The sequence below is a fragment of the Burkholderia sp. 9120 genome, from assembly GCF_000745015.1.
Classification (GTDB): Bacteria; Pseudomonadota; Gammaproteobacteria; order Burkholderiales; family Burkholderiaceae; genus Paraburkholderia.
In genome coordinates this window covers 4,904,215-4,920,017 of the sequence record NZ_JQNA01000002.1, presented here as the reverse complement: position 1 = coordinate 4,920,017, position 15,803 = coordinate 4,904,215, and the positions used below count along the sequence as shown (strand labels likewise).

The window sequence follows — 15,803 nt, the reverse complement described above, 5'->3', positions numbered from 1 at the left end:
TCGCCTATGTCGCCGATCCCTCACTTAAGCGGCGACGATTGCCATGGCGCCGCGAGTTATTTTGCGGACGTCGATTTGACGAACTCCGCCAGATCGTGATTGAAGCGATCGGGTTCTTCAGCGAACGACGCGTGGCCCGCGTCGGGGTACACCTTGGTCGCGATATGTGAGTTCAGCGCGGCTGCGCGAGCCAGTGTTCTAGGCGTGTCGACCAGCGCATCGTGGCCGCCATAGATAAACAGCAGAGGCACGTGCGCCTTGCTGATCCCCTCGGCGGCGAAGTCCGTCATCGTCGGGATTTCTTTCTGCATGTCCCACGAAGCCATCGCAGCATTCGCGAGCAGTCGGCTGAACGTGTCGCTATCCGGCCGATGGTTGAAACACAGTCCGACGAAAATGCGTTCGCCGTCGAGATGCGTCTTCAGGTCCGGCGAATTCATGTCCCGATAGACGTCGGGATGATCGACGATCTGACCCGCCGCAAGTTCGACCACGCCATCGACATACACACCACCGGCGATATGGCGATCGCCATAGGTTGCGAGGTAATTGGATATCACGACGCCACCCAGCGACCAGCCGACTACGACGGGCTTTTTCGCATGCGAGCCTTCAATAACGGCGTCGAGGTCGTCGGCCCAATGGCGCCCGTCATGATAAGGCTCGGCGCCGGATGGCTTATCCGAGAGACCGTGACCGCGGAGATCGTACGTAATGAGTCGGTACTGACGCAATTCGGGGCTCTGCATCTGTTCTTCCCAGTTCAGGCGACTGCCGAGCAGACCATGGATGAAAATGATCGGCGGACCATCTGGATTGCCGCTTTCCTGAACTGCGAGCTTGACGCCGTCCTTCGATGTGACCATGTAGTTCGAGGGAGTGGCTATTGCGTCAGGTGTGATCGCCAACAGGCTTGCCACCGAGACTGCGGCGGTCAACAGGTAATTCAGCATTCGGGTGAACATCATAAAGTCCTTAAAAAATGAACAGATTACTTCGTAAGAATGACTAACTATTGAAGAAGATTTGCGCCGTATGGAGCGGACATTCGACGCTAACTAATTTTTTCGAATCAGACGCTAATGTGCCGTGCGAGAAACGGTAGTAGCGACGCCAACACTTCTTGCGGAGTCTCTTCGGGTTGGAGATGGCCGCCGGAAGTCGCATTCCCGCTTACGTCGTTTGCCCACCGCAGCCAGATATCGACCGGCGTCTGTTGCTCCGACACGTGATCGGCCTGCGGCCAGAGTACGAGTACCGGGCATGGCATTTTTCGACCCGCTGCGAGGTCGCCATGATCGAGCGCGAGGTCTTCGTTTAAGGCGGCTCGATAGTCTTCGCAGATGGCATGTCGCACAACGGGGTCGCGAAACGCCGCTCGGTAGGCATCCAGCGCTGCCGGCTCAATCACGTCCCGGCCGTCGGTCATCCTGGCCAGCGCCTGTGCAATGAAAGCGTCTGGATCGGCCGAAAGCAGGCGCTCGGGCAAGTCCGCCTCCTGGGCGAAGAAAAACCAGTGGAAGGCGTGCGCTGCAGAGCGATAGTCGATCGCTGCCATGGCGTCCGCGGTCGGTATCACGGTAAGCGAGGTATAGGCCGTTACTCTCGTCGGATGGTCGAGCGCGAGTGGATATCCCACGCGCGCGCCGCGATCGTGACCGACGATAGCAAAGCGATCGTGACCGAGATGGGTCATGAGCGCGGCAAGCGCATCGCCGGCACGTCGCTTGGTCCATCGCGGCGACATGTCGCGGGGCCGACTGGCACCGTAGCCTGGCAGATCGGGAATGACGACCGAGTAGTGTTTCGCGAGTTCCGGAGCGAGCCTTCGCCACGCGATGTGGGTCTGCGGATAACCGTGGAGTAGCAACAAAGGCGGACCGTCGCCGCCCATCGCGCCGGCAAACCGCACATCACCGGCCTCGATGTCGATGCGCTGCAACGACGGAAAAAAGGCTGGGGAAGACATGATCTACTCCTCTAGCGCGGCGGATTGGCCGACCACGAAACCGGCGTGCTCGATCACATCCGCTGTTTCTTGCGGCATATCGATCATGCGGCCGCCGTGCCATGCATCACGCACCAGGACGAGCATCGTGGAAGTGAAATCAGACTTGGTCATACGTATTTATTAGCGATCGTTAAAAAACGCATTCTGGTGGCCTTGACAGGCATCGTCAAGTGTTTTTTAATGATCGCTATGAAACAGACGATTCCAGCGGAGAAATCCGCTTCGCCCCGTAAGACCGGCAGGCCGCGCGCTTTTGATGAAGACACGGCGGTGGAGACGGCTATGCGGCTTTTTTGGCGACATGGTTACGAAGGTGTAGGCATGAGCGAACTCACCAAGGCGATTGGTGTGGCGCCGCCTAGCCTGTACGGTGTGTTCGGCAGCAAGGCCGATTTGTACCGTCGCGCGCTTGACCGCTATTCGCAAGCGTTCAACCTGGTCGACCGGTCGGCCGTTCAGGAGGCTGATTCGCTCGCCGATGCGGTGCGCCGATTGCTGGCCGCCGCGATCGACACGGTGACCGCCGAAGAGGGTGAACGTAGTTGCATGGTGTCAAGCGGCATGCTCTGCGCGCACCCCGATCATCACGAACTGATCGCGGAACTGGCGCAGCGCCGTGACGGGATTCGGCAGGACATTGCTGCGGTACTGACGCCATGGCTGGAGGATCCTCGGCTCGCATCCACCGCACGACATCTGGCGTCCGTGCTGCTCGGGTTCTCCATCCAGGCGCGCGACGGTGCGTCGCGTGAAGAGTTGCTGGAGACCGCGGAAGACATCGCTCTGTTGTTTGAATAGGTTCGGCGCCACATCGAACACGCCATTCTCGAATGGCGCAATCTAAGGGTTCTCGGTAAAATACGTCATTCAACGTGTTGACGGTTAACTCCCTCATGACGCATCGAATTGGATTTTTCGTGTGCGATGGCCACGACGCTCTGGATCTTGGCGGACCACTTTCGGCGTTTAATCAGGTGGCAATGGCCGCCGGCCAGACTCCCTATGTTCTCCATGTCATCTCGCAGCCCGGAGGCCCGATTGTCGGCAACACGGGCCTTTCTATCGAGACGAAGCCCGCGCGGAGGCGCACGTTCGACACGGTCGTATTCGTGGGCGGCGATATCGATCCGATGCAGACACCAGAGAACATCACCGCGGCCAGGCGATTGGCTGCCAACGCCTCGCGAGTGGCAAGCGTATGTACGGGCGCGTTTCTGCTGGCGGAAACCGGCTTGCTGGATGGGCGGAGAGCAACCACGCACTGGCGCTACGCTGCTCAATTGCAGTCGCGCTTTCCTCGCACCAAGGTCGAGGGCGATAGCATTTATATAGCGGACGGACGTATGTGGACATCGGCGGGCATCGCCGCGGGAATAGACCTCGCGCTTGCCATGATCGAAGCCGATATGGGCGCGACAGTTGCGCGCGCAACCGCCAGGCTTTTGGTCGTTCCCTACCGTCGACCAGGCGGTCAGTCCCAATTCTCCGCGATGTCGCAAATGGAACCGGAGTCGGACCGCATTCGCATTGCTTTGAATTTTGCCCGAGAACATCTGGCGGAGGCGCTCCCGGTCGAGCGACTCGCCGAAGCCGCAAGATTAAGTCTGCGACAATTTGGCCGGGCATTCCGCCGGGAAACGGGCGAAACACCGGCCAAGGCGGTCGAGCGCTTGCGCGTTGAAGCCGCACGGTTGCGCCTTCAGGATGGTAGCGAACCGATTGAACAGATTGCTCTGGCCGTGGGATTTTCCGATCCGGAACGGATGCGGAGAGCTTTCGTCAAACTGCACGGACATCCGCCGCAATCGATCCGGCGCACGAGTAGATTGAACGCGGGGCGCTGATCCTTCGACGGCGCACTAACGGATTTCAAACCACGCCGCGCGGAGTACTTTCACCGCTGGCTCAATGGTCGTCAGATTTCACGGGCGCGTAAGCATTCCAGATGTCGCGATGTAGTTTCCAGGTGCCGTCCTGCTTCTGGAAGATGAGAATCTGTTTACCGCGAGATTTGAGCTTTCCACTGTGATCGCGGATCTCGGTATCCGAAACTTCAGTCACGATCCGATCGTCGCCATAGAACTCGGGATGGCTGAAGGAGACGGTATCCGGCTTGGCGCCTGCATAGCCTTTAGTGAAGTATTCGGCGATCGCGCTGGCCCCGATGACTCTGTCGCCCCCGGGCGGTAAGAGTGCGCCATCTTCCGTATAGAGGTGGCCTATCGCTTCATAATCCCCGCGCCGGAAGGCGTCGGCCCATCGTGCGTTCTCGGCTCTAATGGCCGCCTCGGGTTGAGTCTGTGGGCCACTGGACGTGGCGGACGCCGCAAAGGCGAAAAGGGAGAAGCAGGCTGCAAGGGCAGCGGCACAAAGACGAGTCTGTCGCATTGAATGAATTTAAATCCTGGGGTGAATGGGAGAGGGCCGCATCCGATTGGGCAGGCGAATCAGGCAATGTCGGATGCGGCCTTCATCGAGGCCAGCAGTGTGGCCTCGTGCAGATTGCCTGCAGGTGTTTCAGCGGATGCCCGGAATGCGTGCGAGCCCTTTGGATGCACCGGGCAGTTCTTTTTCGACCATCGCAACGATTTCCGGCCGAGCGTCCCTGGGATGACCGGAATGGAACGGCGGCGCGGGATCATATTCGATCAGGAGTTGCGCGAATTCGGCGACCTGTTGACCGCGTAGTTTCGCGGCGACGCGCAGTGCGAAGTCGATGCCCGCCGTAATACCACCGCCGCTCATGAACCGGCCGTTGTCGTCTTCCACGAAGCGGTCCGGAACGGGGATAGCGCCATATTCCTTCAGGTCGTTGATAAAGGCCCAATGGCAGGCGCTCCGCTTACCCTTGAGAATGCCCGTTGCGGCGAGCACGAGCGAGCCATTGCAAACCGACGTCACATATCGGGCGCCGTCCGCCAGACGCCGGATCTGCGCCTGATACGCCGGCTGCATCGGCGCCGTCAGATCGGAGCCGCCGGGAACCATGATCAGATCGGCCTTGGCAACATCGGCGAGCCGTTCAGTCTTGCCATACACCACGCCATATTCGAGGGTCACGGGACCGCCGTCCAGGCTTGCGTAGCGAATGTTGGTATTGGGCAGCCAGTGGAAAACCTCGCTGGGGCCGGCAAAATCGAGAAGCGTTCCGTTGGGATACACCGCGATGACGATGTCGAGCGGTTCGGTCGGGGAAAGTATTCCTGTACTGGCCGCCTCGGCGAGAGCGGGCGTGGCGCGGCCAAGTAGGGCGCTGCCTCCCAGCAGGGCGCCGAGTGTGGCAAGACTGCCGAGCTTGAGAACATCGCGGCGGGAAGGGCGCGTGTTGATCGATTGCGCCGGGAAGGCGTTGTGGTCGATGGGGTCTGTCACAGTGTTTTTTCCTATGCTTCGGCCTTCTCTGCAAGCGCAGCCAGGTCGGGCCGGGATGACGGGGAGAGGTCTGGAATCGAGAGCCGAAGCCTCAAAGTTGCGAGGCGCCGCCATCGACGACAAGTTCGGTGCCGACGACGTAGCAGGATTCGTCGCTGGCGAGATAGAGCGCCGCGTAGGCAATGTCGTCGGCCTTGCCCATGTGACCCACCGGAATGGTTTTGGCGAACTCGGTCTTGAGGTTGCGAACCTGCTCGTCGGGCATTCCCCATTTGCCGAGCAGGGGCGTGTCGATCGCGCCGGGCGCAATCGCGTTGAAGCGGATGTTGCGGTCGAGAAACTCGTAGGACCAACTGCGCGCAAGCGACCGAACGGCGGCCTTCGCCGCCGCGGTCAACGAGATGCCATGCTTGCCGGTCTGCGCAACGAACGACGTATTGAGAATGACGGAGGCGCCTTCTCTCAAGTCCGGCAACACCGCTTGAAGCGTGAACACCACGCCTTTGACGTTGACGTCCATGATCTCGTCATAGAGCTGTGCGTCGATGTCGTTGACCGGGGACGGGAATGCCCAACCCGCATTGGCGAACACGATATCCAGGCCGCCGAACTTCTCTTTCACCTCCGCGGCAATTGACCGCATGTCTTCTATCGAGCGGACGTCGCCCTTGAGAACGAGCGCATTCTCGCCAAGCTCGGCTTTCACGCGCTCAAATGCGGCCTCGTCTCGACCCGTAACCGCGACACGTGCGCCTTCTGCAATGAAGAGTCTGGCCGTCGCCAGACCGATGCCGCTCGTACCGCCTGTAATCAAAGCTGACTTGTTCTTAAGTCTCATCGTTAAGTCCTTTTCTTCTGCTTCGTGATTGATCAAGCCGAAGGTTGAAAGCGCAACCGGTTTGATCTTCGAGGCAAATTATGGAAGGCGACGCGGATGGCGCAAAGGTCGTATATCCCTCAAAAAACGCCGTCACGCGACGCTGAAAAAACCGACGTGATCGCGGGTGTTAACCGGGCGTGGTATGCTCGGTGCTCATGTTTGCACGCGTGTGCAGGTGCAGGTAACAGAGGCGCTTCTGGAACGCAGTGGGTGCCCGTCGCGCCAGCCAAACATTCAATCGGAACCCGGAGAGCTTTGTCGTGCGCCATGGTCTGAATCAGTTTTTCTCGCGTGAAATGCGGGTCGATTTGCCGTTCAAAACTCACAGCCTGGCACTTGCTGGAGCGCACGCATGACGGTCATTGAATCGCCGACACCACTCCCGATCGAGCTCGACGCCCGCTATACGCTTGCGCGCAAGATCGCCCAGCAAGCGGGCGAACGCGCGTTGCAGATGTTCCGCAACCGTGCCGCGCTCGAAGTCGAGCATAAGGGCGTGCAGGACTTCGTCAGCATTGCCGATCGGGAAGTGGAGGGTATTGTCAGGACAGCCGTGAGCGAGGCATTTCCAGACGATGCGTTTCTCGGCGAAGAAAGCGCGGCCGGTGCATCCGCTACGTTGTCGAGCGAGCGGGTGGTCTGGGTGGTCGATCCGATCGACGGTACGAGTTGCTTTCTGAACGGCCTGTACGCGTGGTGCGTGTCGATCGGCATTCTGGTGGACGGCGAGCCGCTAATCGGTGTGGTGTTCGATCCGAACAGCGGCGAGTTGTTTCATGCCGCGCGAGGACGCGGCGCGTTTGTCGGCGAGACGCCGTTAAACGCCAGCCCGGCGCGTAACGTTCGCGAAGGCCTGCTAGGCGTGGGCTTTTCTCATCGGCTGAAGCGGGAGGCGTTCTTGCCGTTTCTCGATCGGCTACTTGGCGACGGCGGCATGTTCATTCGCAACGGCTCGGGCGCGTTGATGCTGGCGTATGTCGCGGCGGGGCGGTTGATCGGCTATTACGAGCCGCACATCAATTCGTGGGACTGCCTCGCGGGAATCGTGCTGGTGCGCGAGGCGGGCGGCACGGTGAACGATTTCCTCGCGAACGGCGGACTGTTACGCGGTAATCCGATCATCGCCGCGGGTAGCGCCCTGTATCGGCCGTTGACGGCGCTTATCGACGGGCGTGTGGATTGATTCTGCTAGCGACTCGAAGACCGGCGAGCGCTCAGGCGTCTGCGATGCGATCCTGGCCTTCGAAATGAAACAGCGGCAGCACCTCGTCCGCCAGTTCCTCGATGGCCTCGGCAACAGGCCGTTCCGGCGACAGATTGAACGTCACATGATGCGTGCCCCCGGCCCGCATCTCGTTCAATATCGCAACGAGTGCATGCCGTCCGGTTCGATAGCCGAGCGAGAGAGGTTGCACCGGCTCATGCGGGTCGTGGCTGAGTTCGAGCCGCATCGCGACACCGAACGCGCGGAACGCGCCGGGCGCCGCGCGTTCGACAGCCGCGCGCCACATGCTGTAGCGGGCGCGCTGTGCATCGGGCTCGCGGTGATAAGTCATCCACCCCAACGAATGGCGAGCAATCCAGTCGACGCTCTGTCCACCCGAACCCACCGCAAGCAACGGCACCGTGTCGGTAGACTCGGGCAGCAGATTGAAAGTCGGCGCGCCTTCGGGCGTTTGATCGGGTATCACGCGGGAAGGGGTGCCCAAAGCCGCGGCCACCGTGTCCCAGGGGTCGCGATAGAGTTCGCGCCGTTCGTCGGCGTGTCGGCCGAACGCCGCGTATTCCGGCGGACGGTCGCCTGAACCGAGACCCAGAATGAAGCGTCCGCCGCTCAGCGTGTTGACGGACAGTGCCGCCTTGGCGATATGCAACGGATGCCGCAACGTGAGCACGATCGCGCCGCTCGCGAGCGCGATACGCTGTGTGCTCGCTGCGAGCGCGCCGAGCAATACCCACGGATCGAGGTGTCCGACCGGGTCCGGGTAATCGGCGCTATTGAGCGGCACGTCGCGGATCCAGAGTGCGCGGAAGCCGCGCTGATCGGCGAGGCGCGCGAGCGCGACCTGTTCCGTGAAATCGGCCACGATCGTGCCCGGACGCAGCAAGGGCAGCGTGAGTCCGATACTGAGCGCGCCGTCTGCAAATACACGACCCGCCGTGCTCGCCGCGTCGTGCTGTGGTTCGTCTGCCGTTTGCAACGTTCGACTCCTTCACGTAGGCCGCTTCTGCCGGACACCGCAGATTTGATCGCGACGACTGTTGATCGTATGACTCCGTACCCGATGCTAGCACCGCCTCAAAACAACTGCCTTTGCCCCGACACCAACCTCGTAAAATCATCGCGCAGCAGCGGCAAGATTGCATCGGCAACGGGCTGCAATTGTCGCGTGAGATAGTGCTCGTAGTCGATCGCCGAGCGCAACGTTTCGAGCGGCTCGGGTCCGGCGATCGTCATCACATAGCTGATCCAGCCGCCGTTCTGATACTGCAGCGGCCGCCCTTGACGACGATTGAACTCGTCGGCCACGCGCGCCGCGCGCACATGGGGCGGTACGTTGCGCTCATAGTCGCCGAGCGACCGGCGCAGGCGCTTGCGATACACCAGTTGATCGTCAAGTTTGCCCGCGAGCGTATCGCGCACGTAATCGCGTACATAGTCCTGATACGGCTGCTGCTTGAAAATGCGCCGGTAAAGCTCCTGCTGAAACTGCTGCGCGAGCGGCGTCCAATCGGTGCGCACCGTTTCGAGCCCTTTGTAAACGATGTCTTCGCTACCGTCCGGCCGGATCGTCAGACCGGCGTAGCGTTTCTTGCTGCCTTCCTCGGCGCCGCGAATGGTCGGCATGAAGAACCGCTGGTAGTGGCGCTCGAATTGCAGTTCGAGCGCGCTATCGATGCCGAACCGCGCTTGCAGATTCTCCCGCCACCACGCGTTGATATGCTCGACGATCGCGCGGCCGATGCGGCTCGCGTCTTCCTCGTCATGCGCGTGTTTGAGCCAGACGAAGGTGGAATCCGTATCGCCGTAAATCACCTCATAACCTTGGCCCTGAATCAACTCACGCGTGGTGTGCATGATTTCATGGCCGCGCATGGTGATCGACGACGCGAGACGTGGATCGAAGAAGCGGCAGCCGGTCGAACCCAACACGCCGTAAAACGCGTTCATGATGATCTTCAGCGCTTGCGAAAGCGGGGCGTTGTGCTCGCGTTTCGCGACTTCGCGCCCTTGCCAGACCTGTTCGACGATCGACGGCAAACAATGGCGTGACCGTGAGAAACGGGCGCCGAGAAAGCCGGGCACGGATTGATCGTCGGCGGGATTCAGCATGCCTTCCACGAGGCCGACGGGGTCGATCAGAAACGTGCGGATAATCGACGGGTACAGACTCTTGTAGTCGAGCACCAGCACCGAATCGTAGAGCCCCGGCCGCGAATCCATCACGAATCCGCCGGGACTCGCGGCGCCCGCCACGTCGCCGAGATTCGGTGCGACGTAGCCTTGCCGATGCATGCGCGGCATATACAGATGCGTGAACGCCGCGACCGAGCCGCCGCTGCGATCCGCGGGCAAACCGGTCACCGTGGCGCGCTCCAGCAGAAAGCGCAACAACTCGGTCTTCGCGAAGATACGCGTGACCAACTCGCAATCCTTGAGGTTATAGCGCGCGAGCGCGGGCTTGTCCTCGTCGAAGCGGCGCTGGATTTCGTCCATGCGCTGATACGGATTGTCGATCGCCTTGCCTTCGCCGAGCACCGAGCGGGACACGTGTTCGAGACTGAACGACGGGAAACTCCAGGTCGCGGAGCGCAGCGCCTCGATGCCGTCGATAATCAAACGCCCCGCAGCGCCCGCAAAAAAGTGGTTTTGCTTGAGACCGTGCTCGCGCCATTCCATCACCGCACCGCCGCGACCGAGCCGCAACGGTACGCGATATTGTTCGGCGTGCTGCTGCAGCACCCGCAAATCGAACTGCACGAGATTCCAGCCGATGATCGCATCGGGATCATGCTTCTCCAGCCACGCGTTCAGCTTTTCCAGTAACAGCGCACGGGTTTCGCAGTAGTCGAGGTCGAAGTCGAGTTCGTCTTTATTACCCGCATCACCATTCGGCGGCCCGAGCATATACACCTGGCGCTGCCCGCATCCTTCGAGCGCGATCGAATACAACTCGGCATGCGCGCTGGTTTCGATATCGAGTGAGACCAGTTTTAAGGGTGGCCGGTAATCCGTGGCCGGTTTGAGTTCCGCATTCAGCAGCGGACCGCCGTTTTGCGCCTCGCCGCCGAACCACACCGGCGCCGTGATGAAACGCTCCATCATGTAGCGCTCGGGCGGAAAAACGTCCGCTTCGTAAACGTCGACACCGCCTTGTTTCAGGCGCTTTTCGAAGCCCGTCAATTGCCGGTACTGCGCACAGTAAAGCCCCATGACCGGCCGATGCTGAAAGTCGCGCAATTCGAGCGGACGCAGATCGAGCGGCGCTTCGCGGCGCAGCACGGTTTCGGCGCGCTCGCGATGCTCGGCCGGAATGAACGCGACCGATGGTTGCGGGCGCAAGCGGATGTGACGAGGCCCGCTGTCTGTTGCCAGCCAGAAATCGACTTCCGTGCCGGCGGGCGTGTCGCGCCAATGCCGGGTCAATATGAAACCCTGTTCAAGCTCAGTCAAACTGCCACCTCTAATGCGGGCGTCATCGCCATGCATAATTTTACCGCTATGCGCATGGCGTCCTGGCACGCTGGGTGCAACCGCGTCGCGCAGTCTGTATCATCGTCATGCAGCGATTCCTTCGGCGCGGATTCCGCGCCGGTCAAGTCTACTAAGAACGGAGTAAACGATATGACTTTGAGCAAGCTTGTGATTGCGGTCGCAGTTGCTGCAACCAGCCTGGGCGCGCAGGCGCAAGTCGCCGGCTCGCAGCCGCTGAGCGTCACGGTCGAACAATCCACCGCGCTGTTGAGCGGCTGGAGCGTGAAGAAGAGCATTCTCGGCAAGGCTGTGTACAACGATCAGAACGAGAAGATCGGTACGGTGCGCGATCTGGTGGTAGCGCCGGACGGTTCGCTGTCGGCGGCCATCGTCTCCGCAGGCGGATTCCTCGGCGTGGCGTCGCATGACGTCGCGGTGCCTATCGCTGCGCTGGATATTCGCGGCGGCAATTTCTATCTGGCCGGCGCGACGAAAGACGCGTTGAAGGCAACGCCCGAGTTCCAGTACAACAAGGTTCAGGCGCCGCCGAAGCCGAAGAAGCTGACGGCCCAGTAATGCAATAAGCCGGCGTGATCGCCGGCTGGGCGCAGCCAACGCGTCCAAACTGATGCAGTAATAGAAAAGCGGCGCTCCTGGCGCAAAACGGTAGAAGGTCAAACCGTTTCGCGCTGAGGGCGCCGCTATTTTTTACTCGCTTGAATGGGCGATCGAGCTTTAACTCACCCCAACTCCGCCATCACGCTTCCAGCGCGAGCGTCGCGAACGTGCCCAGCCAATGCTCGCCCATATAGTCGCCCGCCACATGCGCCAGCGCGCTATGCAAATGCCGCTCGGCCGCCTCGAACAACACCGTGCGGCGAATGTCGCCGGCGGGCAGCGCGCGTGCCAATGAGCGCTGACACCACGCACGGCTCAGATTCAAGCCATCCAGATGCGCGATCTTGCCGTCGGTGCGATCCGTCACGGTAACGGGTTCAAACAGCGTAGCGGGCTTTTTCGCGCCAATGTCCGGCAGAAAGCGTCCGAACCAGTCGACGAATTGCGCCGGCGGCAAGACGCGCCGCATCAACTCCGCTTCCATGAGCGACGGCGACAGGAATTCGTCGCCGGCAGGCTCCCATGCCTGACAGGCCACGTCGTTCAGAAACCAGCGTTCCGCCGTGCTGACGAGCAACGCTTCCAGCGATCCGCGCGAGGTTTGCCGCGCGAAATCCAGCGTGAGCGACAGCGCGAAGGCCATGTTGAAGTGCGTGCCGACCCGCAACGGGTAAGTGGCCTTCGGCAGAAACTCCTCGAAACGTTCGACAAAGACCTCGGTGAGCGGCGCGAAAGTTTTCGCCCAGCGCGCGGCGTCCGAGAGTTTCAGCGATTCGAGTTGCGCGCTGAGCGCCAGCAACCACGCCCAACCATAGGGACGCTCGAATCCGCGGTTATGCGCCAGATCGAGATACGCGCGCTCGCCGGCCACATTGGCCGCGGTGAAATGTTCATCGACCACGGCGACGATACGCGCCGCTTCCGGTAGATCGGGAAAACGCTCGAGCAGATGCAGGATCAACCAGTAGCCGTGCACGCACGAATGCCAGTCGTAACTGCCGTAAAAAATTGGGTGCAATGCGCGCGGACCCTGCACGTCTTGCGGCCCGTCCAGCGAATGCGTCAGCTTGTTCGGATATTCGCGCGTGAGGTGAGCGAGCGCGAGATTGGCGAATCGGGAAGCGAGTTCGGGAGTCAGTAGAAGGGTCATCGGCGCCTCCTCAGGAGTGGCATACGAACGGACACGCCAGTATGGCGGTGACGATAAAAAATAGTAAAGCGGGCGGCCATGACGTTTTAGATCGCGCTGTTACGGTCGACACCCGCGTAATCGCGAAGCCGGCCGTCACGCAGATTAATAGCGCGAATGCGGTGAACATCAAACCTGTCAGCCTGTACAGGTGACGCCGCTCATGACGGCGAGGAAATGTAACACGATAAATTATCGATAAATAGTCAACAAAGTGTGTGCTGAGGGTAAACGCCGAGTCGCGCCGGCTTAGAGGACTTACAGCGCGCTCGCGGGTCGATCAGGTGGGGGATGAGGGGCGAAGAAGCACCGTATACCGCGATCAGCGGGCCGTCGTTGCAACGGCCGCCGCCTTATTTCTGGAGGACTTCGAAACCGCTTAGAAGAGTTCGAGGATCCGGTGATACATCATGCCGAGTTCGAGCGCGGGGCCGCGCAACGCCGGGCCGCCAGGAACGCGCGCGTGCCGTAACTGCGCAAACAGATCGAACGCCGCCGTCTCGCCGGCCATGGCCTTGGCGACGACGCGCCCGGCGATGCCCGTCAACGCCACGCCGTGCCCCGAAAAGCCTTGCACGTAGAAGTAATTCGGATCGATCGAGCCGAAATCGGGCGCGCGATTGCGCGTCACGTCGACAAACCCGCCCCACGCATAGTCGATTTTCACGTCGGCGAGTTGCGGGAACACGCCGATCATGCGCTCGCGAATCTCCGCGCCGAGTTGCACCGGCGACGCGCCCGTCGAACTTGCACGACCGCCGAACAACACGCGGTGATCCGCCGACAAGCGGAAATAGTCGAGGAAAAAGTTGTTGTCGCAGATCGCTTCGCGCTGCTGGATCAGCGCGTCCGCGCGTGCTTTGCCGAGCGGTTCCGTGGCGACGATATACGACGCGATCGGTGCGATGCGCGCCGCGATCGGCGCGGGTAGAACGTCGCCGATCGTCGCGTTGCCGCATGCGGCGACGAAGCGGCAGTGCACTTCGCCGCGCGCGGTTCGCACGACCGGCCGCGCGCCGCGCACCACATCGATTACCGGCGAATGCGCGAACAGTTGTGCGCCTTCGCGGCGCGCGGCATCGGCGAGACCGAGGCAGTATTTGAGCGGATGCAGATGGCCGGAAAACGGATCGTAAACGCCGGCGAGATAACGACGCGACGCGACTCGCGAACGGATTTCATCGGTATCGAGCCACGAGAGTTTTGTGTAGCCCCAACGTTGCGACGCCGATTCCATCCACGCACGCAAATCAGGTACGCGTTTCGGTTTCGTCGCCACCGTTAAATAACCGGCCGTGAAATCGCACTCGATGCCATAGCGTTCAATGCGCTCGCGCACCAGTGCCACACCTTCCACCGACATGGCCCACGCGGCGCGTGCGCCGTCGAGTCCGAGCTGTTTCTCGAGGACCTCGTCTTTCGCGAAACCCACCAGCGTCTGGCCGCCGTTGCGGCCCGACGCACCCCAGCCCGGCCGGTGTGCATCGAGCACGATCACCGAAAGGCCGCGCGCACGGCATTCGAGCGCCACCGACAAGCCGGCGAACCCCGCGCCGATCACGCACACGTCGGCTTCCAGCACGCCGTCTAGCGTGGGATCGTCGGCGGCCGGACGGGGCGCGCTGGCCTCGTAGTAGGAGTTGGCGATCAGCGCGTCGGCGCGCAGGTCGAGTGTGTTGAAGCCGGGAGTCGGTGCATTCATCAAAGCAGGTCCTTCATTCGATACCAGGCCATCGCGAGTACGAGGGCAGGGGTGCGCAGTGTAGCGCCGCCGGGAAAGTCGAGGTGGCGGATCTTGCCGAACAGATCGAAGCGCGACGTCTGGCCGTCGATCGCCTCGGCGATCAGCTTACCGGCGAGACCGGTGGTGTTCACGCCGTGACCCGAGAAGCCCTGCGCAAAATAAATGGTGGGCGACAGGCGCCCGAAATGCGGCGCGCGGTTCATCGTGATGTCGACGAAACCGCCCCACGCATAGTCGACTTTGACATCGTCGAGTTGCGGGAAGGTCTTCAGCATATCGCGGCGCATCGCTTCGCCGAGGTTGCGCGGTGCGAATTTCGAATAGCTGACTTTGCCGCCCCACAGCAGGCGATTATCGGGCGCGGGCCGGAAGTAGTCGAGCACGAAGCGGCTGTCGCAAACCGCGGCTTTGGCGGGCATCAGCGCTTCGGCGCGGTCGGCATCGAGCGGTTCGGTGGCGATCACATAGGTGCCGACCGGCATGATCTTGCTCGCCACCTCCGGCGCGAGCTGGCCGAGATAGGTATTGCAGGCGAGCACGACGAACTGTGCATGCACCTTGCCGCGCGCGGTTTCGGCCACATGTCGGCCGTTTTCTTCACGCAGCGCGGTCACGCAACTGTCTTCGAAAATCTGTACGCCGGCCTCGCGCGCCGCGCGTGCAAGACCCAGCGTGTAATTCAACGGATGCAGATGGCCGCTGTCCGCGTCGAACAGACCGCCCAGATAGCGCTGCGATTGCACGTACTGGCCAATGCCGTCGGCGTCGACATAACTGAAGCGGTCATAGCCGAAGCGGCGTTGCGCTTCGTCGCGCCATTTTTTCAGCGCATCCGTATCGCGCGGTTTGTTCGCCGCGGTCAGATAACCGATCGTCAGATCGCAGTCGATCTGGTGCTTCGCGATCCGCTCCTTGACGATGTCGAGCGTTTCGAGGCCCATGGCCCAGACCCGCTTCACGTCGTCCGCGGGCATGAACTTCGCGAACGTGTCGATATCGCACGCAAAGCCGCCGATCAACTGGCCGCCATTGCGGCCGCTCGCCGCCCAGCCGACTTTCGACGCTTCGAGCACCGCGACCGTGTGGCCGCGTTCGGCGAGGTTCAGCGCGGTGGAAATGCCGGTCAGTCCCGCGCCGATCACGCAGACGTCGACCGTGATCGAGTCGTCCAGCGGGGGATGGCGCGTGTTGTCGTTGGCCGTAGCGGCGTAGTACGAAGGTACGTGAGGCTGGTTCGAGAAGCGGAGCATAGGCAGTGTGCGGGGTAGAGTGCCTGAGCGCGCGGCGCGCGCC

Annotated in this window: 14 protein-coding genes; 4 read left to right on the top strand and 10 right to left on the bottom strand. The window is 61.4% G+C overall.

The window, feature by feature from the left end:
- Positions 1-56: 56 nt before the first annotated feature.
- Positions 57-965: an alpha/beta fold hydrolase gene (locus FA94_RS30040; protein ID WP_035558274.1), complete on the bottom strand. Its 909-nt coding sequence runs from the start codon at positions 963-965 to the stop codon at positions 57-59.
- A gap of 107 nt (positions 966-1,072) precedes the next feature.
- Entirely contained in the window at positions 1,073-1,969 is an 897-nt protein-coding gene (locus FA94_RS30035) for an alpha/beta fold hydrolase (protein WP_035558271.1), read from the bottom strand.
- 24 nt (positions 1,970-1,993) lie between these two features.
- Here FA94_RS30035 and FA94_RS30030 point away from each other — a divergent pair, with 24 nt between their 5' ends.
- Together FA94_RS30030 and FA94_RS30025 are read left to right on the top strand one after the other, a co-directional pair.
- Positions 1,994-2,809, top strand: a complete 816-nt coding sequence (locus FA94_RS30030; protein WP_197070259.1) for a TetR/AcrR family transcriptional regulator — start codon at positions 1,994-1,996, stop codon at positions 2,807-2,809.
- 95 nt (positions 2,810-2,904) lie between these two features.
- Complete coding sequence (locus FA94_RS30025) at positions 2,905-3,855, top strand: GlxA family transcriptional regulator (protein ID WP_035558269.1); 951 nt, start codon at positions 2,905-2,907, stop codon at positions 3,853-3,855.
- A gap of 61 nt (positions 3,856-3,916) precedes the next feature.
- Here FA94_RS30025 and FA94_RS30020 read toward each other — a convergent pair whose 3' ends face one another.
- The 3 genes from FA94_RS30020 to FA94_RS30010 all read right to left on the bottom strand — a co-directional run bounded on the left by FA94_RS30020 (position 3,917) and on the right by FA94_RS30010 (position 6,221).
- Entirely contained in the window at positions 3,917-4,399 is a 483-nt protein-coding gene (locus FA94_RS30020; RefSeq protein ID WP_035558266.1) for a YybH family protein, read from the bottom strand.
- 129 nt (positions 4,400-4,528) lie between these two features.
- Positions 4,529-5,383 carry a DJ-1/PfpI family protein gene (locus tag FA94_RS30015; protein WP_035558263.1) on the bottom strand — a complete coding sequence of 285 codons (855 nt, stop codon included), beginning with the start codon at positions 5,381-5,383 and terminating at the stop codon, positions 4,529-4,531.
- A gap of 91 nt (positions 5,384-5,474) precedes the next feature.
- Positions 5,475-6,221 carry an SDR family oxidoreductase gene (locus FA94_RS30010; protein ID WP_035563491.1) on the bottom strand — a complete coding sequence of 249 codons (747 nt, stop codon included), beginning with the start codon at positions 6,219-6,221 and terminating at the stop codon, positions 5,475-5,477.
- A gap of 394 nt (positions 6,222-6,615) precedes the next feature.
- On the opposite strand from FA94_RS30010, the gene FA94_RS30005 reads away from it, so the two are divergent.
- A complete protein-coding gene (locus tag FA94_RS30005; protein ID WP_051980892.1) occupies positions 6,616-7,446 on the top strand; it encodes an inositol monophosphatase family protein in 831 nt (276 codons plus the stop codon).
- A 31-nt stretch (positions 7,447-7,477) separates the two neighbouring features.
- Here the strand turns inward: FA94_RS30005 and FA94_RS30000 are convergent, their stop codons facing one another.
- Entirely contained in the window at positions 7,478-8,464 is a 987-nt protein-coding gene (locus tag FA94_RS30000) for an LLM class oxidoreductase (protein ID WP_035558261.1), read from the bottom strand.
- Between the two features lie 98 nt (positions 8,465-8,562).
- Positions 8,563-10,938, bottom strand: coding sequence for a DNA polymerase II (locus FA94_RS29995; protein WP_035558257.1), 2,376 nt, complete (start codon positions 10,936-10,938; stop codon positions 8,563-8,565).
- Positions 10,939-11,109: 171 nt separating this feature from the next.
- On the opposite strand from FA94_RS29995, the gene FA94_RS29990 reads away from it, so the two are divergent.
- Positions 11,110-11,535, top strand: coding sequence for a PRC-barrel domain-containing protein (locus FA94_RS29990; protein ID WP_035558253.1), 426 nt, complete (start codon positions 11,110-11,112; stop codon positions 11,533-11,535).
- 181 nt (positions 11,536-11,716) lie between these two features.
- Here the strand turns inward: FA94_RS29990 and FA94_RS29985 are convergent, their stop codons facing one another.
- The 3 genes from FA94_RS29985 to FA94_RS29975 form a co-directional block, all read right to left on the bottom strand.
- A complete protein-coding gene (locus FA94_RS29985; protein ID WP_035558249.1) occupies positions 11,717-12,727 on the bottom strand; it encodes a DUF2891 domain-containing protein in 1,011 nt (336 codons plus the stop codon).
- A 418-nt stretch (positions 12,728-13,145) separates the two neighbouring features.
- Positions 13,146-14,468, bottom strand: a complete 1,323-nt coding sequence (locus tag FA94_RS29980; RefSeq protein WP_035558247.1) for an NAD(P)/FAD-dependent oxidoreductase — start codon at positions 14,466-14,468, stop codon at positions 13,146-13,148.
- A complete protein-coding gene (locus tag FA94_RS29975; RefSeq protein ID WP_035558244.1) occupies positions 14,468-15,760 on the bottom strand; it encodes an NAD(P)/FAD-dependent oxidoreductase in 1,293 nt (430 codons plus the stop codon). The genes FA94_RS29980 and FA94_RS29975 overlap by 1 nt, the downstream gene beginning before the upstream one ends.
- Between the last annotated feature and the right edge of the window lie 43 nt (positions 15,761-15,803).